Raw genomic sequence first — 23010 nt, 5'->3', positions numbered from 1 at the left:
CGTCGGCCGCCGCACCACCGGCGGGCCACTGCAGCAGGTCCGACGCGCCCGCCGCCAGCGCGGCCCACATGGCGTCCGCGCTGAGGGCGGGGCCGCAGCACACGGCCAGCAGGGTGGCGCGCGCCGACAGCGCGGACAGCAGCTCGGCCAGCCCCTCGCTCCAGGCCTCGAACAGCACCACGCCCAGCGCGTTGCGCGGGGCGGCGCTTGCGTCGCCCAGGCTGGCGGTGATGCCGGCCTTGGCAAGCTCATCCACCATCGCCAGGCCAGCCTCCCGCCGGGTCTGTTCGACCAGGTGCAGCCATACAGCGAGCGCGTCCGGGCGTTCCATGACCTTAGGTGTAGGGGTGACGCAGCACTATAGATCCGCACGCGCCCGCTACGCTTGATGCACCGCAAAGGTGCGCGGCGCAGGCACAGCAACGGGCAAAAAAAACGCCAGCCCGGAGGCTGGCGTTTCGCTGCGGCGGGACGCAGGATTATTGCTTCACGCAATCCACGAAGTAGTCGCGCTTGCCATCCACTTCGCGCTTGACCAGGCCGTGCACGTCGGTCTCGAAGCCGGGGAAGCGCTCGTTGAAGTCGCGTGCAAAGCGCAGATAGTCCACGATGGTCTTGTTGAAGCGCTCGCCAGGGATCAGCAGCGGAATGCCTGGTGGATACGGCGTGAGCAGGATGGAGGTGATGCGGCCTTCCAGCTCGTCGATCGCCACGCGCTCGATTTCGCGGTGCGCCATCTTGGCGAACGCGTCCGACGGCTTCATGGCCGGGATCATGTCCGACAGATACATCTCCGTGGTCAGGCGCGCCACGTCGTAGGCCTTGTAGAAGTCGTGGATCTGCTGGCACAGGTCGCGCAGGCCCATCTGCTCGTAGCGCGGGTTCGCTTGCGAGAACTCGGGCAGGATGCGCCACAGCGGCATGTTCTTGTCGTAGTCGTCCTTGAACTGCTGCAGCGCGGTCAGCAGCGTGTTCCAGCGGCCCTTGGTGATGCCGATGGTGAACATGATGAAGAAGGAGTACAGGCCGCACTTCTCCACGATCACGCCGTGCTCTGCCAGGTACTTGGTCACGATGGAGGCCGGAATGCCGGTTTCGCCGAACTGGCCGTCCAGCGACAGGCCCGGGTTGACGATGGTGGCCTTGATCGGGTCCAGCATGTTGAAGCCCGGCGCCAGCTTGCCGAAGCCGTGCCATTCCTGGCTTTCCTCGGTGAAGATCCAGTCCGCCTGCGAGCCGATGCCTTCTTCGGCGAACTCGTTCGGACCCCAGACCTTGAACCACCAGTCTTTGCCCCACTCTTCGTCGATCTTGCGCATGGCGCGGCGGAAGTCCAGCGCTTCCAGGATGGATTCTTCCACCAGCGCGGTGCCGCCCGGCGCTTCCATCATGGCCGCCGCCACGTCGCACGAGGCGATGATGGAGTATTGCGGCGAGGTGGAGGTGTGCATCAGGTAGGCCTCGTTGAAGGCGTCCCGGTCCAGCTTGACCGTCTCCGATTCGCGCACCAGCACCTGCGAGGCCTGCGACAGGCCCGCCAGCAGCTTGTGGGTGGACTGGGTCGAGAAGATCATCGATTCCTTGGCGCGCGGACGGTCCTTGCCGATGGCGTGCATATTCTTGTAGAAATCGTGGAAGGTGGCGTGCGGCAGCCACGCTTCGTCGAAGTGCAGCGTGTCGATTTTACCGTCCAGCATTTCGCGCAGGGTCTCGACGTTGTACACCACGCCGTCGTAGGTCGACTGGGTGATGGTCAGGATGCGCGGCTTCTTGTTCTTGGCGTCGCGCGCGAACGGGTTGGCGTCGATCTTGCGCTGGATGCTCTCCATGGAGAACTCTTCCAGCGGGATAGGGCCGATAATGCCGAGGTGGTTACGGGTCGGCATCAGGAACACGGGGATGGCGCCGCACATGATGATGGAGTGCAGGATCGATTTGTGGCAGTTGCGGTCCACCACCACGATGTCGCCCGGCGCCACGGTCGAGTGCCACACCATCTTGTTCGAGGTGGACGTGCCGTTGGTGACGAAGTAGGCGTGGTCGGCGTTGTAGATGCGCGCCGCATTGCGCTCGGACGCGGCCACGGGGCCGGTGTGGTCCAGCAGCTGGCCCAGTTCTTCCACCGCGTTGCAGACGTCGGCGCGCAGCATGTTCTCGCCGAAGAACTGGTGGAACATCTGGCCGATGGGCGACTTCAGGAAAGCCACGCCGCCGGAGTGGCCGGGGCAGTGCCAGGAGTAGGAGCCGTCGTTGGCGTAGTGCACCAGCGCGCGGAAGAAGGGCGGCGCCAGGCCGTCCAGGTAGGACTTGGCTTCGCGGATGATGTGGCGCGCCACGAATTCCGGGGTGTCCTCGAACATGTGGATGAAGCCGTGCAGTTCGCGCAGGATATCGTTCGGGATATGGCGCGAGGTGCGGGTTTCGCCGTACAGGTAGATCGGAATGTCCGAGTTCTTGTAGCGGATCTCTTCCACGAAGGCGCGCAGCGACTTCAGGGCGTGGTCGGTTTCTTCCACGGTGCCGCCGCCGAATTCCTCGTCGTCGATGGACAGCACGAAGGCCGAGGCGCGCGATTGCTGCTGCGCGAACTGGGACAGGTCGCCATAGCTGGTTACGCCCAGCACTTCCATGCCTTCTTTTTCCATCGCCGCGGCCAGGGCGCGGATGCCTAAACCAGACGTGTTCTCGGAACGGAAATCCTCGTCAATGATGACGATGGGGAAACGAAATTTCATTACTTGTCTCCAAAAAGAAGAACCGCCCCGGGCGAATATGGCCGGAGCGGGCTGGGCGAAAAAAAATAAGAACGGGATTCTCGCAGAAAATGCCGCCAACGGGGAAAAAAGTTACGTTGCTGGCAGCATAGTCTTTCATATCAGTGCTTGGTGGCGCTCTAATGGGGCAAAGCGGCTACGCCGCTGCCCGTCAGGGCGCCGATCGGATCGATGTGCAGGGCCGCGAACAGCCCCAGCGCGATCCCGGCGCCGGCCACCGCGTACGCAGTGTACAGCAGCCAGCGGCGGTGCGTCAGAAGGGTGATCGCCGCCAGCGAAATGGCGATCTGTTCGGCCGTGGTGGCCAGCGCCCACTGGTGGTGCTGGTGCAGCGCGGCGTCGGATTTCTTGTTCCATTCGGCCGACGATGCTTCCCATTTCTCGGCGTCCTTCTTGATGTCTTCCTTCTCGGAGCGGTAGCGCGCCACTTCGGCCTTGTATTTTTCCGGGTCCACGTTCGGCAGCGTCATGGCCAGCTCGGCCAGGTTCTGCTTGTTGGACTTGGCCTGGTAGTAGTTCCAGCTGTTGGCGGCCTGGGTCTTGTCGATGGCGGCGTTGTTCTTGTACAGCGCCGCTTCGTTCTGCGTGGCGCCGCCCTGGTAGCCGAACAGCGCGCCTACCGTGGCCAGGATGGCCGTGGTGACGGCGATATTGCCGGAGAATTTGTCGGCGCTGTGCGCGGCGTGCTCCACGGCGTGGTCGTGCGGGCCGTGGACGTGAAAACCGTGTCCTGACATTGATGGTTCCTTTGCTGCTTTGTTGAGATAACGAATGAGGGCTTACTGCGGCCGGCGCCGCAGGGTGACGAAGGCGTACGGCAGGCCGTTGGCGGAGGTGTACTGCTGGCGCTCCAGCTCCTGCCATTCTGCGCCCAGCGGCGGGAAATGGGCGTCGCATTGGAAAGCCCGGCCGATTTCGGTCTGGATCACCTGGTCCGCCAAGCCTGCGGCCAGCGCTTCGGCGTAGATCTGGGCGCCGCCGATGATGAAGGCCTCCTCCGCGTCCTGTACCAGCGCGCGCGCCTGTTCCAGCGACTGCGCCGTCTCCACGCCGTCGGCGCGCCATTCGGCGCTGCGGGTGACGACGATGTTGCGGCGGTTGGGCAGGGGCCGGCCGATCGACTCGTAGGTCTTGCGGCCCATGATGACGGGGTGGCCCGTGGTCAGGCGCTTGAAATGCGCCATGTCTTCCGGCAGCTTCCACGGCAGCGTGTTGTTGATGCCGATGCCGCGCTGGGCGTCGGTGGCGACGACGATGGTCAAGAGTGTCATGTGCGCTCGTGGGCAATGTTGCTTGGCCCGACATTATAGCTGGCAGCCAACAAGCCGTCTGCTTGCCGCGCGCCATTGAAAAAAAATGGCTTATTTTATAAATTTGCGTTTTAATTAATCATGCAGATTTCACCCATTTCTCGACGAACTGGAGGATACCGTGACGACGTCATGGCCAGTGGCTTGCGGGACTTGGCGTTCACCCCGTCGCCGCTGACGCAACTGGCACCGTACCAGCCGGTGCACAGCGTACTGACCGTTGAGGAGGCATGATGATCACATTGAAATGGATAGGCGCGCTCTGTGTGGCGGCCGGTATGGCGTTACCCAACGCCGTGCACGCGGTATCGGCGCGCGCCAGTGTGAGCGGATTCGGCATACAGCTGATCGACCTGAGCCCCACGGACGGCATCGCGCCGGCCATGCGGATGGACGGCGTGGCCATTGGCGCTTACATCAGCGTGTTCGGTCCCGATGGACCGGAAACCGCTCAAGTGGCGGACTATGGCGCGGTGCAGCGCGATTACCCGTTTGGCAGCGCTTTCAGTTCCGCCGCGCCCGATGCTTTCCGCAGCGAGATTACCTTGGATGTGCGCGGCTTCTACACCTCGGCGCACAGCAACCACTTTGTGCTGGAGTTCGAACTGACGCCTTACACGGCGGCCGTATTCAACGCCGACCTGGCCATCAGCACGAACGGCGAGTACGGCTACGCCAGCTACGCCGAGGCATTCATGGGGGCGCACATCTATGGGGCGGGGAACCTGGGCGGGAGTATCTCAACAGGCAATCCGGGCGGCGACGAGAGCAGCAGTGACGCGATTCGTTTTGAAGTGCGCACAGGCAGTCAGCCGACGAAGGGTGGGTTTAACGTCGGCACTTACGTCTATGCCAACGCCGTTCCTGTTCCCGAGCCGGGCACCTGGGCCATGCTGGTCGCGGGGCTGGGCATTGTAGGCACCGCAATCCGGCGGCAACGGCGCAGGCGCTGAGCAACATAATCGCCATTGCGCCATTGCGCCATTGCGCCATTGCGCCATTGCGCACCTGCGCCGCTTTGCGCAATGTCAAACACCGTAGTTTATTGCCGCTGGTGGACCAGGCCGGCGCCACGATGCAGGAGATCGTCACCAGCATCCAGCGCGTAACCGACATCATGAGCGAGATCACCGAGGCCAGCCAGGAACAGACCGCCGGCCTGGACCAGATCCACTCCGCCATCACGCAGATGGATGGCCTGACGCAGCAGAACGTGGCGCTGGTGGAGCAGGCCGCATCGGCCGCCGATTCGCTCAGCGAGCGGGCGCAGGGCCTGGCGCGCGTGGTCAGCGTCTTCAAGCTTGATGGCGTGCACGTCCATGCCAGCCGTCCGGCTGCTGCCGCCAGAGCGCCCGCGCCGGTGCGCAAGCTGTCCGGCGTGGCTGTCAAACCGGCGGCATCCAGGCCCAAAGCCGAGAGGCCGGTCCAGAAGCGGCGCGCAGTCGCAAACGGCGCCACCGGCGACTGGGAGGAATTCTGATCCTGCCTAGAATTTGTGGGTGATGCCGATACCCGCGCCGGACGGGTCCTGACCCGCAGCCAGCCCAGGTATCGGATTGGCTGACAGGTTGTAGGCCGCGCGCGCTTCGTTGCGCGTGCGCGTGTAGGCGGCCCACAGTTCGCTGCGCTTCGATAAGGCATAGCCGTAGCCCACCGTGTACTGCACCGCGCCCGTGTCCGGGCCGGGCTTGCCGGCGCCGCCCACGGCGCTGGCCGCATTGCCCCTGGTATCCAACGCGCGTGTCAGCGAAGCGCGCCAGATGTGCGGGCCGCTGGTATGCGTGGCGGCCAGTTGCCAGGCGTTGCGGCTCAGGTAGCGCCCCGGAGCCGGCTCGTAGCGCAAGCGCTCGAAGGCGGCGCGCAAGCGTGTTCCGCCCATGCTGTAGGCGGCGCCCAGCTTGTGGCCTATGTCTGTCGTGCCGGCGGCGAAGTAGTCGCGATGGCGCTCGACGCCATAGGCCAGGTAGAGCTTCTCGTCCTCGTATGTCACCAGTCCCGCTTCCATGCCGGGATTGCTGCCGCCACTCTTTTCCTCCCGCGCGCTGACGGCGAGGCGCGCATTCCAGCCCTGCGACGACGGCGTGGAGTACTGCACCAGATTCTTCTGGCGGCGGTCGAAGGACGCCGGCGATACAGCGTTGGCCGCCGTCGCGAAGCCGTTGCCCATGATGGCGTTGGAAGCGAAGATCCCCGCCGTGAACGGGTCCACCGCGTACACGGAAACAAAGCGGTAGGGCGATTCCCATATCCCCAGCAGCAACTGGCCGAAGCCGCCGCGCAGGCCCACCGCCGTGTTGCGCGTGAAGTCGCCGCCGCCGCCGGTATCCACCGCCACCGGCATCTCGATCTGGTAGAAGCTTTGCAGGCCGCCGCCCAGATCTTCCGTGCCCCGGAATCCCAGCACAGACAGGTCGTTCGATACCCGCAGCTGCCGCGCACCGCCGGCCGCCACGCTTTCCACGTTCACTTTCAGGAAGCCATAGATGCTTACGTTGTCCGCCGCCTGCGTGGAAGCGGCGCTGCCGGCGGCCATCGCCGCGATTGCCCAAGCCTTCATTTTTCGTCTCCAGGTTGTGTTGTGGAGCCGATGATAGACCGTCTGTTTCTGTATGTATACGGATAAATACAAAAGTATTTAAAAGTATACATATAAATTTCGGCTGGTTAGAATGGAAAAGCAGATCAACCACAACACTGGAGAATCCATGAGCACCAAGTTACGCCACATCGCCATTTCCGTACCCGATCCATGGAAAACGGCCGAGTTTTACGTCAACGCATTCGGCTTCCGCAAGGTCGGCGAAACCGATTCCTCGCTTGCGCGCGGCGTCTACCTGAGCGACGGCGTGATGTCGATCGCACTGCTGAACTACAAGACGGACGAAGCGGCGGGGGAGCGCGGCCGGGACTTCGTCGGCCTGCATCATATCGGCATGTGGGTCGATGAAATCGGCGCCGCGCGCGCCAGCGCAGAAGCGGCCGGCGGCACCTATTACATGGGCGAAGTGCCCGTGAAAGGCAACATTTTCTACGAGGTGAAATACCGCGATCCGAACGGCGTCATCGTCGACCTGACCGACCATGGCTGGGGCGGCGCCGTGAAGGACGTGGGCGCCGACGCAAGCGGCAGCGCCGGCCCCGCGCTGCGCCACCCGGACCTGGTGGCCGACCGCAGCGGTATCAGTTAAGCCAGCGCGTGCCGCAAAGGGCCGCCCGCGAAGTGCGCGGCGAGATTGGCCAGCAGGACTTCATGCTGCGCCAGCTGCGCCTCCGGCGAGCGGCCCGAGATATGCGGCGTCAGTATCAGCGTGTCCAGCAGCGCCGCACCTGGCGGCAGCGCCGGTTCGTCTTCGATGACGTCCAGCGCCGCGCCTGCAATGGTGCGCCGCTCCAGCGCCTGCATCAGCGCCGCCGTGTCCACCACGCTGCCGCGCGCGATATTGACCAGGAAGCCCTTGGACCCCAGCGCCTCCAGCACTGCCGCATTCACCAAGTGCCGCGTGGCCGCGCCGCCGGGGCAGGCCAGCACCAGGTAGTCGCTGGCGCGCGCCAGTTCCAGCACGTCCGGCACGTGCCGGTAGGGCAGCTCCGGCCTGGCGCCGCGCGTGGTGTAGGCTATCTCCATGTCGAACGCCGCCGCCCGCCGCGCGATCAGCGCGCCGATATTTCCCATGCCGACTATGCCCAGCCGCTTGCCGTGCACGGCGGGCCGCGCCATGCGGTGCGCCAGCCAGTGGCCCGCCTTCACGGCGCGGTCCAGCGCCGGCAGGCCGCGCGCGCAGGCCAGCATCAGCGCCAGCGCGTGGTCCGCCACCGTGGCGTTGTTCACGCCCGGCGCATGCGTTACCGCGACGCCGCGCGCATCGGCTGCCGCCAGGTTGATGTTTTCGTAGCCCGCGCCGTAGCTGCATACCAGCCGCAGCGCCGGCAGCGCATCCATCTGCGCCGCAGACAGGCCCGTGCTGCCGTTGGTGATCACCACGCGCACGCCTGCGAGCTGCTCCGGGCTGTTGCGCGCCAGCCGCTCCAGCGCGGCCGCATCCGGCAGCGCGGCCATGGGCCAGCGGCTCTGTATTTCTTCCACAAACGGCGCCGCCATGCTGATCAGCAGGAGCACCTGCGGCTTTATCGACAAGTCCATTTTTCATCCTCCCTGGTTTAAGTGAAGAAAATTTTCACACATTTAACTTGATATGTATACGGATAGAGATTATCGTATTCCTATCAACAACAAGGAGAGAGACGATGTGGCATGCAATCGCAAGATATGAACTGAAGCAGGGCGGCGCGGGCGCGAAACTGGCGCTGGTGGTGGATGAGGCCCTGTACGACATAGGCCAGCTGGTGGAAGCCGGTGCGCTGGGCGTGGTGGGCAAGCAGCCGCGCGTGGCGGCGGACCTGAACGCCGCGCTGGCGAACTGGGATGCGGCCGCGCCGCTGTTCAGCCAGATGGCGCAGGCGCTGCCGGAATTGCTGCGCGCCGGCCGCGTGGCGGCGCTGGCGCCACAGTCCTACACCATCGATGTGCCGTACACGCCAGGCCGCATCTTCGGCGCGGCATCCAACTTCTACGAGCATGCCCGCGAGATGGGCACCGAGCTGGCGCCGCGCGAAGAAAGCGCGCCGTTCTGCTTCATGAAGGCCGAGACCAGCATCACCGCCACCGATACCGATGTCGTCATGCCTGCCGATACGGAAAAGCTGGACTGGGAAGTGGAGCTGGGCGTCATCATCGGCAAGACCTGCCGCAACGTCAGCGTGGAAGAGGCTTATGACTACATCGCGGGCTATACGGTGTTCAACGACGTCACCGCGCGCGACCTGAACCGCCGCAGCGACTATCCCTTCAAGCACGACTGGTTCCGTGGCAAAAGCCACGACACCTTCGGTCCTATCGGCCCGTGGATGGTGCCGCGCGCCTGCATCGAGCGGCCGCAGGGCCTGCGCATGCAGCTCTCCGTGAACGGCGAGATGATGCAGGACGATACCGCGGACGCCATGATCTTCAACATCGCCGAGCAGATCGCCTACCTGTCCGGCATGCTGACGCTGAAGCCGGGCGACCTGCTGGCCACCGGCACGCCGAACGGCGTGGGCATGGGGCGCGGCGTCTACCTGAAACCGGGCGACGAAATGGTGGCCACCATTGAAAGCATAGGCAGCATCCGCAACCGCGTGGTTGCAGCGCCGGCGCGCAAGGAGGCTGCATGAGGTCCCGGCGCCTGCTGCGCCGCGCCGTCACAGCAACGGCGGCCGTTGCCGCACTGGCCAGCGCCGCGCCGGCGCTGGCGGCGGACACTGTGCGCTTCAACCTTGCCTGGCTGCCGCAGGGCAGCACCAGCGGCGTGCTGGTGGCCATTGCCAAAGGCTATTACGCCGAAGCGGGACTGGACGTGAGCGCCACGCGCGGCTACGGCGGCCAGCGCACCGTGAACGAAGTGGACCAGGGCCTGTTCGAGTTCGGCTACGGCGATCCGATCAGCGTGATGCTGAACCGCGCGCAAGGGGGCAAGACGGTCATGGTGGGCGCCATCAACACGCGCTGGCCCGCTGCGCTGTGCTACGTCGAGAAGCCCAACCGCAAGATCAAGACCATCGCCGACCTGAAAGGCCTGGTCATTGGCGGCGGCGCGGCGTCGCCGCTGCACAACGTGATCCCGGCCTGGCTGGCGGCCAACAACCTGCCGCCGGACTACGTGAAGCTGCTGCGCCTCGATCCGGCCGTGATCAACACCGCTTTCCTGGACGGCTCCATCGACCTGGCCGAATGCTGGGAAGGCGCGAACAAGCCGGTGCTGGAGCGCATGGCGCAGAAGAACGACATCAAGATCGGCGCGCTGCGCTACCGCGATTTCAAACTCAACCTGTACGGCAACGGCATCGTCACCAGCGAGAAGCTCATCGCCGCCAATCCGGACCTGGTGAAGCGCTTTGTGGCGGCCACGTATCGCGGCTATGAATACCAGGCGAAGAACCCCGCCGATGCCGTGGAACTGGTCGCCCGCCAGCAGAAGCTGATCGACAAGTCGGTGCTGCGCCAGCAGATCGAGGAGACCAGCGAATTGATGCACGCGCCCGAATCCTCTGCGAAGAAGACAGGCTGGATGCACGACGAGCGTATGCAGGCCACCGCCGATTTCGTGAAGAAGGCCTTCAGCGTGACCGCGCCGGTGAAGACGTCCGAAATCTATACCAACCGTTTTGTAGGAGAGTGAGATGGAAAAGCTGCGACCCAAGAAACTCGGGCACCTGGTGCTGATGGTGCGCGACATCCACAAGTCCGCGCGCTTCTACACGGAAGTGGTGGGCCTGACGGTATCGGATTGGATCGGCGACCAGATGGTGTTCCTGCGCGCCGGCCAGGATCATCATGACCTGGCGCTGTCGCAAATCCCCGCCGGTTCGCCGGGCATGAACGACCTGCCGCACTATGGTCGTCCCGGCGTGGAGCACTTCTCCTACCTGGTGGAAGACCGCGCCGAGATCGACCGCACGGTGGAAGTACTGAAGGCGCACGGCGTGGAGATCGTGCGCGGCATCGGCAAGCACGGTCCGGGCGAGAACCTGTTCCTGGTCTTCAAGGACCCCGACGGCAACAACGTGGAAGTGTATTGCGAGATGACGCAGATCCCGCCCGGCAGCGAGTACGAAGCCAAGGTCTGGGAGCGCAACATCGATTCCTTCGACCAGTACCGCTTCAAGCATTTCGTGGTGCCGCCGCCGCAAGCGGTGGTGGACGCGAAATCGGGAAAAAGCTGAGGAGGGCGCATGAAACGAACTGTGGAAACGGTGCTGTTCTGGGGCGCGTTCGCGCTCCTGTGGGAGTACGGCGTGGCGCTGAGCGGTGTGCGCAGCTATCTGATGCCGCCGCTGAGCAAGGTGCTGGCGGCCGGCTGGGAGCAGCGCGAACTGCTGCTGGCCGAGTGCTGGGTAACGCTGCTGGAAGTGCTGGCCGGCTTTGTGCTTGCGGTGGCGGGCGGCGTGGTGCTGGGCGTGGCGATCCATTTCAACGCCTTCGCGCGGCGCACGCTGTATCCCTTCATCACGGCGCTGCAAAGCATGCCGAAGATCGCATTGGCGCCGCTGATGATCGTGTGGTTCGGCTACGGTTTCGCCTCCAAGCTGGCGTCCACCTTCCTGTTCGCCTTCTTCCCGCTGGTGATCGCCACGCTGGGCGGGCTGTCGGGCATTGCCGCCAACCTGGACGAGCACTTCCGCGCGCTGGGGGCCTCGCGCTGGGACACCTTGCTGCGCCTGCAGCTGCCGTCCGCGCTGCCCAGCTTTGTGGACGGCGTGAAGATCGCCATGCCGCTGGCGGTGATCGGCGCCATCGTCGGTGAATTCATCGGCGCGGAAAAGGGACTGGGACATTTGATGACGCTGGCCACGGCCAACGCCCAGACGGATCTGATGTTTGCCGCGATCCTGGCGATTACCCTGCTGGCCAGCCTGCTGTACTGGGCCGTGGAGGTGGCGTCGCGCGCGGTGTGGTGGAGGGGGAAGTCGGCATGAACCTGAAGATAATGAACAAGCCGCAGGACGCGGCGGAACCCGGTACGGGCGCTGCGCCGCAGGCGGATGCGATACGCGTGGCCAACGTGGTGAAGCGCTTCCCCGGCAAGCACGCCGTCAACGCGCTGGAGGACGTGTCGCTGGCGATACGGGACCGCGAATTCGTCTCCATCCTTGGACCCAGCGGCTGCGGCAAGAGCACTTTGCTGCGCATCGTGGCGGGGCTGGTGCCGCACAGCGAGGGGCTGGTCCAGGTGTGCAACCGCGCCATGGTGCGGCCGGTGCCGGAGATCGGCGTGGTTTTCCAGACCAGTAATATGCTGCCCTGGCTGACCGTGGAGCAGAACATGCTGCTGGGCGCGGAGCTGCGCAAGCTGCCGCGCGAGGCGCTGGCGGGCAAGGTGCGCGAACTGGTGCGCACGCTGGGCTTGTCTGGTTTCGAGAACAGCTATCCGCACCAGCTGTCGGGCGGCATGCGCCAGCGCGCTTCCATCGGCCAGATCCTGGCCCTCGACCCGAAGATACTGCTGATGGACGAGCCTTTCGGCGCGCTGGACGCGTTGACGCGCGACCTGCTGAACGTGGAGCTGCTGCGCATCTGGCAGGAGCATATGAAGACGGTGCTGCTGGTGACGCACAGCATCCAGGAGGCGGTGTTCCTGTCCGACCGGGTGCTGGTCATGTCGGGCCGGCCGGGCCGCATCATCCACGACATCAGCATAGACCTGCCGCGCCCGCGCAAACCGGAGCATGTGAAGACCAATCCGCGCTACGGCGAATACATCGCGCAGCTGAGCCATATCATGGGGGTGTACTGATGCGGCCATTTGAAGGCCTGCCGGAGCAGGACGCGGCGGCGCTGCGGGCGATGGGGCCGGTGTGGGCGGACGACATCAACCGGCACCGCGAGCAGGTGGTGGCGGTCTACACGCCGCTGCTGGCGGCCACGGACCGGCGCGGCGTCACCGTCGACGCGGGGCTGGCCTACGGCAGCCATGCGCGCCAGCGGCTGGACATCCACCGCAGCGCGGCCACGCCGGCGCGTGGCGCGCCGGTGGCGGTGTTCGTGCACGGCGGGGCTTTCATGCGCGGGAATATGAACAGCAACGCCGAGATCTACGGCAATGTCGCGCGCTATATCGCCCGCCATGGCTACGTGGCGGTCAACCTTGAGTACCGGCTCGCGCCCGAAGCGCCGTTCCCCGGCGGTGCGGACGACGTGGCGCAAGCGCTGGCCTGGCTGCGCACCCACGTGGGCGCCTACGGAGGCAACCCGGAGCACATCGTGTTGATCGGCCATTCCGCCGGCGGCGCTCATGCGGCAAGCTACGTGCTGGGCATCGGCGAGGCGGGGGCCAGGGCGGGCACGCGCCACGGCCTGTCCGGCCTGGTCCTGGTCAGCGCGCGGCTGCGGGCGGATGCGCGCCCGGACAACCCGAACGCGGCCGGCGTGCGCGCCTACTGGGGCGACGACGAGTCGCTGTACGAGCAGCGCTCACCCGTCACCCATGCCGCCCGCCTTGACCTGCCCACGCTGGTCGCCATCGCCGAGTACGAGAACCCGCACCTGGACGCCTACGGCGCCGAGTTCTTCCACCGCGCACTGCAAGCCGGCGCCAGGGGACTGCGCTTCCTGCAAGTCCCTGGCCACAACCACACTTCCATCGTCGCCCACCTGGACACGGCGGACCAAAGCTTTGGCCCCGCGCTGATCGGCTTCCTCGACAGCACGCGGCCGCAATCCAAACAGGAGACCTGAACATGGCACCACCACGGCTGAGCGGCGCCTTCGCGCCCGCCGTCACCCCTTTCACCCCCGGCCTGGACATCGACTTCGAGGCCTACGCCGCACACTGCCTCTGGCTGCAGCGCCACGGCGCAGGCCTGGCCATCTTCGGCACCAACAGCGAAGCGAACTCGCTGTCCCTGGCCGAGCGCATGATGCTGCTGGACCGCCTGGGCGGACGCGGCATCGACTTCGCCCGCACCTTGCCCGGCACCGGCTGCAGCGCGCTGCCGGACACGGTTGCGCTGAGCCGCCACGCGCTGCTGCACGGCTGCGCCGGCGTGCTGGTGCTGCCCCCGTTCTTCTACAAGGGCGTCAGCGACGACGGCCTGTTCGCGTATTATTCGGAAGTGATCGAGCGCGTGGGCGACGCGAACCTGCGCCTGTTCCTGTACCACATCCCCGCATTCTCGGGCGTGCCGATCAGCCTGGGCCTGATCGAACGCCTGGCCAAGCGCTACCCGGAGCAGCTTGCCGGCGTCAAGGACAGCAACGGCGACTGGGGCAACATCGAAGCCATGCTGCGCAACTTCCCGCAGTTGTCGATTTTCCCTGCCTCGGAGAGTTTCCTGTCGCGCGCCATGCCGCTGGGCGCTGCCGGCTGCATCTCGGCCACCATCAATGTGAACCCGGCCGCCATCTCCTCGCTGTGCGCCAACTGGGCGGAGCAGGGCGCCGCGCTGGCGCAGCAGCAGGTGGACCGGGTGCGGCAGATCTTCCAGAGGTATCCGATGATCGCCGCGCTGAAATGGGCCATCAGCCACTACCGCGACCAGAGACAGTGGCAGATCCAGCGCCCGCCGCTGTCGCCGCTGAGCGCGCAGCAGCAGGCCTCCCTGCTGGCCGAGCTGGAGGCCGCCGGATTCGCCATGCCCGCATTGGATACGCCATGAGCGCGGCCGTGCAGCACATTGCGCCGCTGGGGCGCTACCCGGCCTATTGCCGCGCCGGCGACTTTATCCACGTCTCGGGCATGAGCGCGCGCCAAGCCGACGGCAGCGTTGCAGGCGTGCGCCACCTGCCGCAGGGCGGCGTGGTGTTCGACGCCGCTCACCAGACCCGCATCGTGATCGCCAAAGTGGAGGCGGCGCTGGCCCAGGCAGGCGCGCGCCTGTCCGACTGCGTGGCGGTCACCGCCTACCTGACCGACATGGCCGACTTCCCGGCCTACAACGCCATCTACGGCGAGTACTTCGACGGCCGCGCCGCGCGCACCACGGTCGGCGTCCACCAGCTGCCGCATCCGCACATGGTGGTGGAGCTGACGGTGGTGGCCTACAAGCCGCAGGCAGCCGGGGAGGGCGCATGAACGCCGTGCCCCGCAACGCCGCGCCGGCCCGGCTGGCGGACGACGCCCTGGACCTGTTGTTCCGCCACGCGCGCTCCCACAACGCCTGGCTGGCGCGCGCGGTGGACGACGCGCTGCTGGAGCAGCTCTACGGCCTGGCCAGGCTCTGCCCGACCAGCGTGAACGGCTGCCCCGCGCGTTTCCTGTTCCTGCGCACGGACGAGGCCAAGGCGCGCCTGCTGCCTGCGCTCAGTCCAGGCAACGTGGACAAGGTGCGCGCAGCGCCCGTGGTCGCCGTCATCGCCTACGACACGCGCTTCCACGAGCACCTGCCGCAGCTGTTCCCGCACAACCCTGGCGCAGGCGCCATGTTCGAGGCCAGCGCAGCCCTGGCCGAGTCCACCGCCTTCCGCAACAGCAGCCTGCAGGGCGCCTGGCTGATGCTGGCGGCGCGCGCGCTCGGCCTGGACTGCGGCCCGTTGTCCGGCTTCGACGCGGCCGCCGTCAACCGCGCCTTCTTCCCGGACGGCCGCGTCAAGGTCAACTTCCTTTGCAACCTGGGCTACGGCGACCACGCCCAGCTCTTCCCCCGCAGCCCCCGCCTGGACTTCGCCCAGGCCTGCACACTTTTATAGAAACCATGGATATCCTCTTATATATTGCGCTAGGCGCGGGCGCCGGCTTGCTGGCTGGCCTGCTCGGCGTCGGCGGCGGCACCGTCATCGTGCCGGTGCTCACCTTCGTCTACACCGCGCACCACTTCCCGCCCGAATACACGCTGCACCTCGCGCTGGGCACTTCGATGGCGTCCATCCTGTTCACCTCCGTGGCCAGCCTGCGTTCGCACCACAAGCGCGGCGCCGTCGACTGGTCGGTGGTGCGGCGGCTGTCGCCCGGCATCGTGGCGGGCACGCTGGCCGGTGTGTGGCTGGCGGCGCGCATGTCCACCAATGTGCTTAAATTGATCTTCATCTGCTTCGCCTACTTCGTCGCCATCCAGATGCTGATGAACATCAAGCCCAAACCCAGCCGCCAGCTGCCGGAGACAGGCGGCATGCTGGCGTCCGGCGGCGCCATCGGCGTGGTGTCCAGCTTTGTGGGCATAGGCGGCGGCACCTTGTCCGTGCCCTTCATGACCTGGTGTAACGTGCCGCTGCACACCGTCATCGGCACATCCGCCGCGCTGGGCTTCCCCATTGCCGCCGCCGGCGTGGCGGGCTATGTGCTGAACGGCTGGCGCCTGGCGGCGCTGCCCGAGCACAGCCTGGGCTTCGTCTACCTGCCCGCGCTGGCCGCCATCGCCATCGCCAGCGTGCTCACGGCGCCGCTGGGAGCGCGCATGGCGCATGCGCTGCCGGTGGCCAAGCTGAAAAAACTGTTCGCATGCCTGCTGCTGATCGTTGGCACCAGGATGCTCATTTCGCTGTTTTGAAAGGAATGATGATGCAAGCCCTGTTCCCCTTCCACCTGGCCTTCTTCGTGCGCGACCTGGACGAGGCGCGCGCCTTCTATGGCGGCGTGCTTGGTTTCACCGAAGGCCGCAGCACCGAACGCTGGGTGGACTTCGACTGCATGGGCCACCAGCTCTCGCTGCACCTGAAAGCGGACCTTCAGCCGGCGGCCGGCGCCGGCCTGGTGGACGGCGACGCCGTGCCGATTCCGCATTTCGGCATCGTGCTCGATATGCCGCACTGGAACGCGCTGGCCGGACGTACCCGCGCCGCCGGCGTGCACTTCGTGGTCGAGCCGCATGTGCGCTTCGCCGGCCAGCCCGGCGAGCAGTCCACCATGTTCTTCTGCGACCCGTCCGGCAACGCGCTGGAGTTCAAAGGACTGGCTGCCCTGAACCGCCTGTTCGCGATATAGTGTAGGGCGGACGATAATCACCAAAACAAAAAGATCGAGAACCATGGAAACCATTTCGATGCGGCTTTATCGCATCCTTGCAGACGAAATTATCAGCGGAACCGTTGAACCGGGTGCAAGCCTGGAAGAAAACGCCATCTCGGAGCGCTTCAAGGTGTCGCGCACGCCGGTCCGGCAGGCTTTGCGCGAGCTGGCCAACGCCGGCCTGGTCGAACTGCGGCCGCGCAAGGGCGGGGTGGTCATCAGCATCAGCCTGGACGAACTGGCCGACACGCTGGAAGCGCTGGGCGAACTGGAGGCGCTGTGCTGCCGCATCAGCGCCGAACGCATGAGCGCCGTGCAGAAAAAGCAGCTGGAGCTGTTCCACCTGCAGGGCGTGGAGTGCATGGAGCACGGCGACGAGGACGGTTACCTGGAACTGAACGCCAAGTTCCACCAGCTGATCTGCACCGGCGCGCACAACAAGAGCCTGGCCGAGAGCATAGAAAAGCTGCGCGCCCGGCTCAACCAGTTCCGCGCCGCGCAGGGCGGGGTGGAGCGCCGCCTGGCGCAGTCGCACGACGAACACGAAGCCATCGTCAACGCCATCCTGGCGTCGGACGCGGAGCGCGCCTATCTGGCCATGCGCAACCACGCCAACCGCCTCAGCGTGCACGTGCTGGAAGTGATGCGCGAACGCCAGGTCAGCCATGCGGCCTGAAGATACCGACCCGCTGCGCGCCGACGTGCCGCTGGTGGACGGCATGCTGCGCCGCCTGAAACTGAAGCCGCTGCTGATCTTCGACCGCGTGCTGGCCTCGCATTCCATCGCGCGCGCCGCCAAGGAGCTGAACCTAACGCAGCCGGCTGTCACCAAGGCCATCCAGGAACTGGAGGGGGATTTGGGCGTCGAGCTGTTCGAGCGCACCAACCGGGGCGTGGTGCCCACCTGCTACGCCACCTTGCTGGGCGCGCGCGTCAAGTCCGTGATCGCCGAACTGCGCTACCTCACCGATGAACTGAACGCCTTTCGCAGCGGCGATTCCGGCCACGTCATCATCGGCACGCTGATTTCGGCGTCCGCGCGGCTGCTGCCGCTGGCCATCTCCAAGCTCAAGGCAGAACGGCCCGGCATCCTCGTCACCGTTCGCGAAGGCCCGCTGGACCGCCTGTTCCCGGCCCTGGCCACGGGGGAGCTGGACCTGGTGGTGGGCCGCCTGCCCGAGGCGGACCTGCCGCTGGCGCGCATGTACAGCTTCCGCCACACGGAGCTGTTCCAGGAAGCGCTGTGCGCGGTGGTGTGGAGCGAGCATCCGCTGGCCCGGCGCGCCAGCATCGACCTGCGCGAACTGCTGGCCTGGCCCTGGCTGCTGCCGCCGATGGAGTCGCCGGCGCGCATCACCGCCGAGCGCCTGTTCACGGACGCCGGGCTGGCCATGCCGGGCAATATCGTCGAATCGCTGTCGCTGCTGACCAACATCGGCCTGATGCAGTCCATGCAGGCCATCAACCTGATGCCGCGCGCCGTGGCGCAGCACTTCGCGCAACTGAAGCTGCTGGCGATATTGGAGATGGGCGACATCGGCGCCTTCGGCCGCATCGGCTACTCGGTGCGCGAAGACCGCGCCAGCACGCCCGCCGCCGCGCGCTTCATCGCTTGCCTGACGCAGGCGGCAGGGGAACTCTAAGGCCCTGGTATCAATTTCTGGAATATCCAGAGCCGAAGTATTCATTATATTTTATTGCCGTGTCTTTCTATACTCGTTTCCAAGCTGTACACGAGAACATAGGAGACCGACTTGAAACCTGCATCGCCAGCACTGCTGCGCAACTACGTCGACGGCGAATTCGTCGGCAGCGCGGCCACCTTCGATAACATCAACCCGGTGGACGGCAGCCTGATCGCCCAGGTCTGCGAGGCCGACCGCGCTACCGTGGAAGCCGCCGTCGCCGCCGCGCGCCTTGCCCTGCAGGGGCCGTGGGGCGCCATGAGCGTGCAGCAGCGCGCCGCCATGCTGCACAAGGTGGCGGACGGCATCGCCGCCCGCTTCGACGAATTCGTGGCCGCAGAAGTAGCCGACACCGGCCGCCCGCTGGAGCAGGCGCGCACGCTGGACATCGCGCGCGGCATCGCCAACTTCCGCACCTTCGCCGACCTGGCCGCCTGCGCCAACACGGACGCCTTCGAAATGGCCACGGCGGACGGCGCCGGCGCCCTGAACTACACGGTGCGCAAGCCGCTTGGCGTGGTGGGCATTATCTCGCCGTGGAACCTGCCGCTGCTGCTGCTCACCTGGAAAGTGGCGCCGGCGCTCGCCTGCGGCAACGCCGTGGTGGCCAAGCCGTCCGAGGAGTCGCCTGCCACGGCCACGCTGCTGGCCGAAGTAATGCGCGACGCCGGCGTGCCGCGCGGCGTGTTCAACCTGGTGCACGGCTTCGGCGCCGACTCTGCCGGCCAGTTCCTCACCGAGAGCAAGGGCATAGACGCGCTCACCTTCACCGGCGAATCGCGCACCGGCAGCACCATCATGAAGGCGGTGGCGGACGGCGTGAAGGAAGTGTCGTTCGAACTGGGCGGCAAGAACGCCGCCGTGGTCTTCGCCGACGCCGACTTCGACGCCGCCGTGGCGGGCGTGATGCGCTCGTCCTTCACCAACTCCGGCCAGGTGTGCCTGTGCTCCGAACGGGTGTACGTGGAGCGCCCCATCTTCGAGCGCTTCGTGGCAGCCATCAAGGCCAAGGTGGACGCGCTGAAGATCGGCTACCCGGACGAAGGCGGCGTGGACATGGGACCCCTGATTTCGCACGGCCACCGCGACAAGGTGCTGGGCTACTTCCGCCTGGCCGAGCAGGAAGGGGCCACCGTGGTGGCGGGCGGCGGCGTGCCGCACTTCGGCGACGCCCGCGACAACGGCGCCTACGTGCAGCCCACCGTCTGGACCGGCCTGCCGGACAGCGCGCGCTGCGTGACGGAGGAGATCTTCGGCCCGGTATGCCATATCGCCCCGTTCGATGCGGAGGATGAGGTAGTGGCGCGCGTGAACGCCAGCGACTACGGCCTGGCCTGCGCGTTGTGGACCACCAACCTGTCCCGCGCGCACCGCGTGGCGCGCCGCATCCACGTCGGCCTGGTGTGGGTCAACACCTGGTATCTGCGCGACCTGCGCACGGCGTTCGGCGGCGTCAAGCTCTCCGGCCTGGGGCGCGAGGGCGGCCGCTACTCGCTCGATTTCTATTCGGATGTGGCCAACATCTGCATCAAACTGTGAGGTCCGACATGCAACGCATCACCATCCAATCGCCCGCCATCGCGGCGCCGCGCTTCCGCTACAGCCCTTGCGTGCGCATCGGCGACACCGTCCAGCTGTCCGGCATGATCGCGCTGGACGCGGCCAGCGGCGAGCTGGTTGCCGGCGGCCCCGGCGCCGAAGCGGCCGCCATCCTGCGCAGCCTGCAGCGCGCGCTGCCGGACTACGGCGTGTCGCTGGACGAGCTGCTGATCGCCCGCATCTACACCACGCGGCTGGACCTGTTCGGCGAGATCAACGCCGCCTGGGAGGCCGTGTTCATGCCGGGCGTGATCCCGCCGGCGCGCACCTCCGTCGGCGTGAGCGCGCTGCCGCTGGGCGCCTCGGTGGAAATCGAATTCACCTTCGTGCAGGCGGTGCAGCCATGAACGCCATCATCCAGCAGGCTGCGGACATGCTGTGGGAAGCCCACCAGTACGGCGAACCGTGCAAGCCGGTGCGCGAACTGATAGGCGACACCGACGTGGAAGCGGCATACGCGGTCCAAAAATTGAACACGGACCGCTGGCTGGTGCGCGGCCGGCGCCTAGTGGGGCGCAAGATCGGCCTTACTTCGCAGGCGGTGCAGAAGCAGCTTGGTGTGGATCAGCCGGACTTCGGCATGCTGTTCGCCGACATGGCCTTGTGCGATGGCGAGGAAGTGGCGCCGGGCCGCGTGCTGCAGCCCAAGGTGGAAGCGGAGATCGCGCTGGTGCTGGAGCGCTCCCTGCCGCATGAGCAGAATACGCTGGCCGACATCCTGCGCGCCACTGCCTACGCCTTGCCCGCCATCGAGATCGTCGGCAGCCGCATCGCCAACTGGGATATCCGGCTGGCCGACACCATCGCCGACAACGCGTCCAGCGGCTTGTTCGTGCTCGGCTCCCGGCCCGTGAAGCTGGACGCTTTCGACATCGCAGGCTGCGGCATGGTGATGGAGCGGCGCGGCGAGCAGGTGGCGGTCGGGGCGGGCGCGGCCTGCCTGGGCAATCCGCTGCGCGCCGCCATCTGGCTGGCCGACACCATGGCCCGCCTCGGCAGTCCGCTGCAGGCGGGCGACATTGTGATGACCGGCGCGCTTGGGCCGATGTGCGCGGCGCAGCCGGGCGATGTGTTCGAAGCGAATATCGAGGGACTCGGCAGCGTACGCGCCGCGTTCGGCGGCTAAAAAAAACAGGAGACACTCATGGAACACACAACGCAAGACGATCAACGCTGGCCGGTCGCCATCATCGGCTCCGGCAATATCGGCACCGACCTGATGATCAAGGTGCTGCGCAATGCCAAGCACCTGAAAATGGGCGCCATGGTCGGCATCGACCCCGAATCGGACGGCCTGGCCCGCGCCGCGCGCCTGGGCGTGCCCACCACCCACGAAGGCGTGGCCGGCCTGGCCGCGCTGCCCGGCTTCGACAAGATCAAGCTGGCTTTCGACGCCACCTCGGCCGGCGCCCACGCCGAGCACAACCGCCTGCTGCAATGGCACGGCGTGCGCGTGATCGACCTCACGCCCGCCGCCATCGGCCCCTACGTGGTGCCGGTGGTGAACCTGGACGAGCACCTGGACAGCCCCAACGTGAACATGGTCACCTGCGGCGGCCAGGCCACCATCCCCATCGTGCGCGCCGTGTCCCAGGTGGCCAAGGTGCACTATGCCGAGATCGTGGCCTCCATCGCCAGCAAGTCCGCCGGCCCGGGCACGCGCGCCAATATCGACGAATTCACCGAAACCACCTCGCGCGCCATCGTCTCGGTGGGCGGCGCGGAGCAGGGCAAGGCCATCATCGTGCTCAATCCCGCCGAACCGCCGCTGATGATGCGCGACACCGTGTTCTGCCTGGGCGACGCCTCCGCCAACGAAGACGAAGTGCGCGCCTCGGTCGAGGCCATGGTGCAGCGCGTGAACGCCTACGTGCCCGGCTACCGCCTGAAGCAGCAGGTGCAGTTCGAGCGCATTCCCGCCGAGCGCCCGCTGAACATTCCCGGCATAGGCCTGATGCACGGCCTGAAGGTATCGGTGTTCATCGAGGTGGAAGGCGCGGCGCACTACCTGCCGGCCTACGCGGGCAACCTGGACATCATGACCTCGGCAGCGCTGGCCACGGCCGAGCAGATCGCCGCCAGCGCGCTGGCGCAGTAAAGGAGCAGACATGAGCAACAACAACCGCAAAGACGGCAAGATCTACGTCTCCGACGTGACCCTGCGCGACGGCATGCACGCCATCCGCCACCAGTATTCGCTGGAGCAGGCCGTGGCCATCGCCAAGGCGCTGGACGCGGCCAAGGTGGACAGCATTGAGATCGCCCACGGCGACGGCCTGCGCGGCTCCAGCTTCAACTACGGCTTCGGCGCCCACACCGACCTGGAATGGATAGAAGCCGTGGCCGAAGTGCTGCAGCACTCCCGCATCGCCACGCTGCTGCTGCCCGGCATCGGCACCGTGCACGACCTGGACGCCGCCTACAGCGCCGGCGCGCGCATCGTGCGCATTGCCACGCACTGCACCGAGGCCGACATCTCGCGCCAGCACATCGAGCATGCGCGCAAGCTGGGCATGGACACGGTGGGCTTCCTGATGATGTCCCACATGACCACGCCGCAGGCGCTGGCGCGCCAGGCCAAGCTGATGGAATCCTACGGCGCGCAGTGCGTGTACGTGGTCGATTCCGGCGGCGCGCTGTCGATGACGGACGTGGCCGAGCGCTTCTGGGCTTTCAAGGATACGCTCAGGCCGGAAACGCAGACCGGCATGCACGCCCACCACAACCTGTCGCTGGGCGTGGCCAACTCCATCGTTGCGCTGGAAAACGGCTGCGACCGCATCGACGCCTCGCTGGCCGGCATGGGCGCGGGCGCGGGCAACGCGCCGCTGGAAGTGTTCATCGCCGCCGTGGATCGCATGGGCTGGGAGCATGGCACCGACCTGTTCGCGCTGATGAACGCGGCCGACGACCTGGTGCGCCCGCTGCAGGACCGCCCGGTGCGGGTGGACCGCGAAACCCTGGCGCTGGGCTATGCCGGCGTGTACTCGAGCTTCCTGCGCCACGCCGAAGCGGCAGCCGCGCGCTATGGCGTGCCGGCCATCGACATCCTGGTGGAGCTGGGCAAGCGCCGCATGGTGGGCGGACAGGAAGACATGATCGTGGACGTGGCGCTGGACCTGCTGCGCCGCCGCGGCGAGAAGGAGGCGGCATGAACGGCGCCACT

General features: G+C 66.3%; 26 protein-coding genes and 1 pseudogene. 21 read left to right on the top strand and 6 right to left on the bottom strand.

Going from position 1 to position 23010, the window contains the following annotated elements; all coding sequences use genetic code 11:
- The 4 genes and pseudogenes from GTP77_RS26190 to GTP77_RS26175 all read right to left on the bottom strand — a co-directional run.
- Positions 1 to 331 (bottom strand): annotated as a pseudogene (locus tag GTP77_RS26190) (hypothetical protein); the annotation flags it as partial.
- Positions 332 to 479: 148 nt separating this feature from the next.
- On the bottom strand, positions 480 to 2735 hold the full coding sequence (locus tag GTP77_RS26185) for an arginine/lysine/ornithine decarboxylase (protein WP_161075093.1): 2256 nt from the start codon (positions 2733 to 2735) through the stop codon (positions 480 to 482).
- 158 nt (positions 2736 to 2893) lie between these two features.
- The gene (locus GTP77_RS26180; RefSeq protein WP_161075092.1) at positions 2894 to 3511 is read right to left on the bottom strand and encodes a DUF4337 domain-containing protein; all 618 of its coding nucleotides are present in this window, start codon (positions 3509 to 3511) and stop codon (positions 2894 to 2896) included.
- A 42-nt stretch (positions 3512 to 3553) separates the two neighbouring features.
- On the bottom strand, positions 3554 to 4045 hold the full coding sequence (locus tag GTP77_RS26175) for a dihydrofolate reductase (protein ID WP_161075091.1): 492 nt from the start codon (positions 4043 to 4045) through the stop codon (positions 3554 to 3556).
- A gap of 269 nt (positions 4046 to 4314) precedes the next feature.
- Here GTP77_RS26175 and GTP77_RS26170 point away from each other — a divergent pair, with 269 nt between their 5' ends.
- On the top strand, positions 4315 to 5037 hold the full coding sequence (locus GTP77_RS26170) for a PEPxxWA-CTERM sorting domain-containing protein (protein WP_161075090.1): 723 nt from the start codon (positions 4315 to 4317) through the stop codon (positions 5035 to 5037).
- 65 nt (positions 5038 to 5102) lie between these two features.
- On the top strand, positions 5103 to 5564 hold the full coding sequence (locus tag GTP77_RS26165) for a methyl-accepting chemotaxis protein (protein ID WP_228893087.1): 462 nt from the start codon (positions 5103 to 5105) through the stop codon (positions 5562 to 5564).
- Between the two features lie 6 nt (positions 5565 to 5570).
- Here the strand turns inward: GTP77_RS26165 and GTP77_RS26160 are convergent, their stop codons facing one another.
- Positions 5571 to 6641, bottom strand: coding sequence for a porin (locus tag GTP77_RS26160; protein ID WP_229202377.1), 1071 nt, complete (start codon positions 6639 to 6641; stop codon positions 5571 to 5573).
- A gap of 148 nt (positions 6642 to 6789) precedes the next feature.
- On the opposite strand from GTP77_RS26160, the gene GTP77_RS26155 reads away from it, so the two are divergent.
- Positions 6790 to 7272 carry a VOC family protein gene (locus tag GTP77_RS26155; protein ID WP_161075089.1) on the top strand — a complete coding sequence of 161 codons (483 nt, stop codon included), beginning with the start codon at positions 6790 to 6792 and terminating at the stop codon, positions 7270 to 7272.
- Here GTP77_RS26155 and GTP77_RS26150 read toward each other — a convergent pair.
- Positions 7269 to 8225, bottom strand: coding sequence for a 2-hydroxyacid dehydrogenase (locus GTP77_RS26150; protein ID WP_228893085.1), 957 nt, complete (start codon positions 8223 to 8225; stop codon positions 7269 to 7271). The two genes, GTP77_RS26155 and GTP77_RS26150, sit on opposite strands and share 4 nt — an antisense overlap.
- A gap of 104 nt (positions 8226 to 8329) precedes the next feature.
- On the opposite strand from GTP77_RS26150, the gene GTP77_RS26145 reads away from it, so the two are divergent.
- From GTP77_RS26145 to dmpG, 18 genes are all read left to right on the top strand, one after another.
- Positions 8330 to 9295, top strand: coding sequence for a fumarylacetoacetate hydrolase family protein (locus GTP77_RS26145; protein WP_161075088.1), 966 nt, complete (start codon positions 8330 to 8332; stop codon positions 9293 to 9295).
- Positions 9292 to 10299: an ABC transporter substrate-binding protein gene (locus GTP77_RS26140; RefSeq protein ID WP_161075087.1), complete on the top strand. Its 1008-nt coding sequence runs from the start codon at positions 9292 to 9294 to the stop codon at positions 10297 to 10299. Before GTP77_RS26145 ends, GTP77_RS26140 begins: the two co-directional genes overlap by 4 nt.
- Position 10300: 1 nt before the next feature.
- Entirely contained in the window at positions 10301 to 10843 is a 543-nt protein-coding gene (locus tag GTP77_RS26135) for a VOC family protein (protein ID WP_161075086.1), read from the top strand.
- Positions 10844 to 10852: 9 nt separating this feature from the next.
- Positions 10853 to 11596, top strand: coding sequence for an ABC transporter permease (locus GTP77_RS26130; RefSeq protein ID WP_161075085.1), 744 nt, complete (start codon positions 10853 to 10855; stop codon positions 11594 to 11596).
- An 11-nt stretch (positions 11597 to 11607) separates the two neighbouring features.
- On the top strand, positions 11608 to 12414 hold the full coding sequence (locus tag GTP77_RS26125) for an ABC transporter ATP-binding protein (RefSeq protein WP_371869404.1): 807 nt from the start codon (positions 11608 to 11610) through the stop codon (positions 12412 to 12414).
- Entirely contained in the window at positions 12414 to 13355 is a 942-nt protein-coding gene (locus tag GTP77_RS26120) for an alpha/beta hydrolase (RefSeq protein WP_161075083.1), read from the top strand. Before GTP77_RS26125 ends, GTP77_RS26120 begins: the two co-directional genes overlap by 1 nt.
- A 2-nt stretch (positions 13356 to 13357) precedes the next feature.
- A complete protein-coding gene (locus tag GTP77_RS26115) occupies positions 13358 to 14275 on the top strand; it encodes a dihydrodipicolinate synthase family protein (protein ID WP_161075082.1) in 918 nt (305 codons plus the stop codon).
- Positions 14272 to 14691 (top strand): RidA family protein, encoded by a 420-nt coding sequence (locus tag GTP77_RS26110; RefSeq protein ID WP_161075081.1) that lies wholly within the window; start codon positions 14272 to 14274, stop codon positions 14689 to 14691. The genes GTP77_RS26115 and GTP77_RS26110 overlap by 4 nt, the downstream gene beginning before the upstream one ends.
- The gene (locus tag GTP77_RS26105; RefSeq protein ID WP_161075080.1) at positions 14688 to 15305 is read left to right on the top strand and encodes a malonic semialdehyde reductase; all 618 of its coding nucleotides are present in this window, start codon (positions 14688 to 14690) and stop codon (positions 15303 to 15305) included. The genes GTP77_RS26110 and GTP77_RS26105 overlap by 4 nt, the downstream gene beginning before the upstream one ends.
- 5 nt (positions 15306 to 15310) lie before the next feature.
- On the top strand, positions 15311 to 16102 hold the full coding sequence (locus GTP77_RS26100; RefSeq protein ID WP_161075079.1) for a sulfite exporter TauE/SafE family protein: 792 nt from the start codon (positions 15311 to 15313) through the stop codon (positions 16100 to 16102).
- A 5-nt stretch (positions 16103 to 16107) separates the two neighbouring features.
- Positions 16108 to 16536 carry a VOC family protein gene (locus tag GTP77_RS26095; protein ID WP_223149402.1) on the top strand — a complete coding sequence of 143 codons (429 nt, stop codon included), beginning with the start codon at positions 16108 to 16110 and terminating at the stop codon, positions 16534 to 16536.
- A 43-nt stretch (positions 16537 to 16579) separates the two neighbouring features.
- Complete coding sequence (locus GTP77_RS26090) at positions 16580 to 17236, top strand: GntR family transcriptional regulator (RefSeq protein WP_161075078.1); 657 nt, start codon at positions 16580 to 16582, stop codon at positions 17234 to 17236.
- Complete coding sequence (locus GTP77_RS26085; protein WP_161075077.1) at positions 17226 to 18203, top strand: LysR substrate-binding domain-containing protein; 978 nt, start codon at positions 17226 to 17228, stop codon at positions 18201 to 18203. Before GTP77_RS26090 ends, GTP77_RS26085 begins: the two co-directional genes overlap by 11 nt.
- Positions 18204 to 18314: 111 nt before the next feature.
- A complete protein-coding gene (locus tag GTP77_RS26080) occupies positions 18315 to 19784 on the top strand; it encodes a 2-hydroxymuconic semialdehyde dehydrogenase (RefSeq protein WP_161075076.1) in 1470 nt (489 codons plus the stop codon).
- Between the two features lie 8 nt (positions 19785 to 19792).
- Positions 19793 to 20191, top strand: a complete 399-nt coding sequence (locus GTP77_RS26075) for a RidA family protein (RefSeq protein WP_161075075.1) — start codon at positions 19793 to 19795, stop codon at positions 20189 to 20191.
- Positions 20188 to 20970 carry a 2-keto-4-pentenoate hydratase gene (locus GTP77_RS26070; RefSeq protein WP_161075074.1) on the top strand — a complete coding sequence of 261 codons (783 nt, stop codon included), beginning with the start codon at positions 20188 to 20190 and terminating at the stop codon, positions 20968 to 20970. Before GTP77_RS26075 ends, GTP77_RS26070 begins: the two co-directional genes overlap by 4 nt.
- A gap of 18 nt (positions 20971 to 20988) precedes the next feature.
- Positions 20989 to 21942 (top strand): acetaldehyde dehydrogenase (acetylating), encoded by a 954-nt coding sequence (locus GTP77_RS26065; RefSeq protein ID WP_161075073.1) that lies wholly within the window; start codon positions 20989 to 20991, stop codon positions 21940 to 21942.
- A 10-nt stretch (positions 21943 to 21952) separates the two neighbouring features.
- On the top strand, positions 21953 to 22999 hold the full coding sequence (gene dmpG, locus GTP77_RS26060) for a 4-hydroxy-2-oxovalerate aldolase (RefSeq protein WP_161075072.1): 1047 nt from the start codon (positions 21953 to 21955) through the stop codon (positions 22997 to 22999).
- Positions 23000 to 23010: the final 11 nt, after the last annotated feature.

The sequence above is a fragment of the Pseudoduganella aquatica genome, from assembly GCF_009857595.1.
In the GTDB taxonomy this organism is placed as follows: domain Bacteria; phylum Pseudomonadota; class Gammaproteobacteria; order Burkholderiales; family Burkholderiaceae_D; genus Rugamonas; species Rugamonas aquatica_A.
Note: the sequence above shows the minus strand (reverse complement) of the source record. Positions and strands in the feature narration are given on the sequence as shown.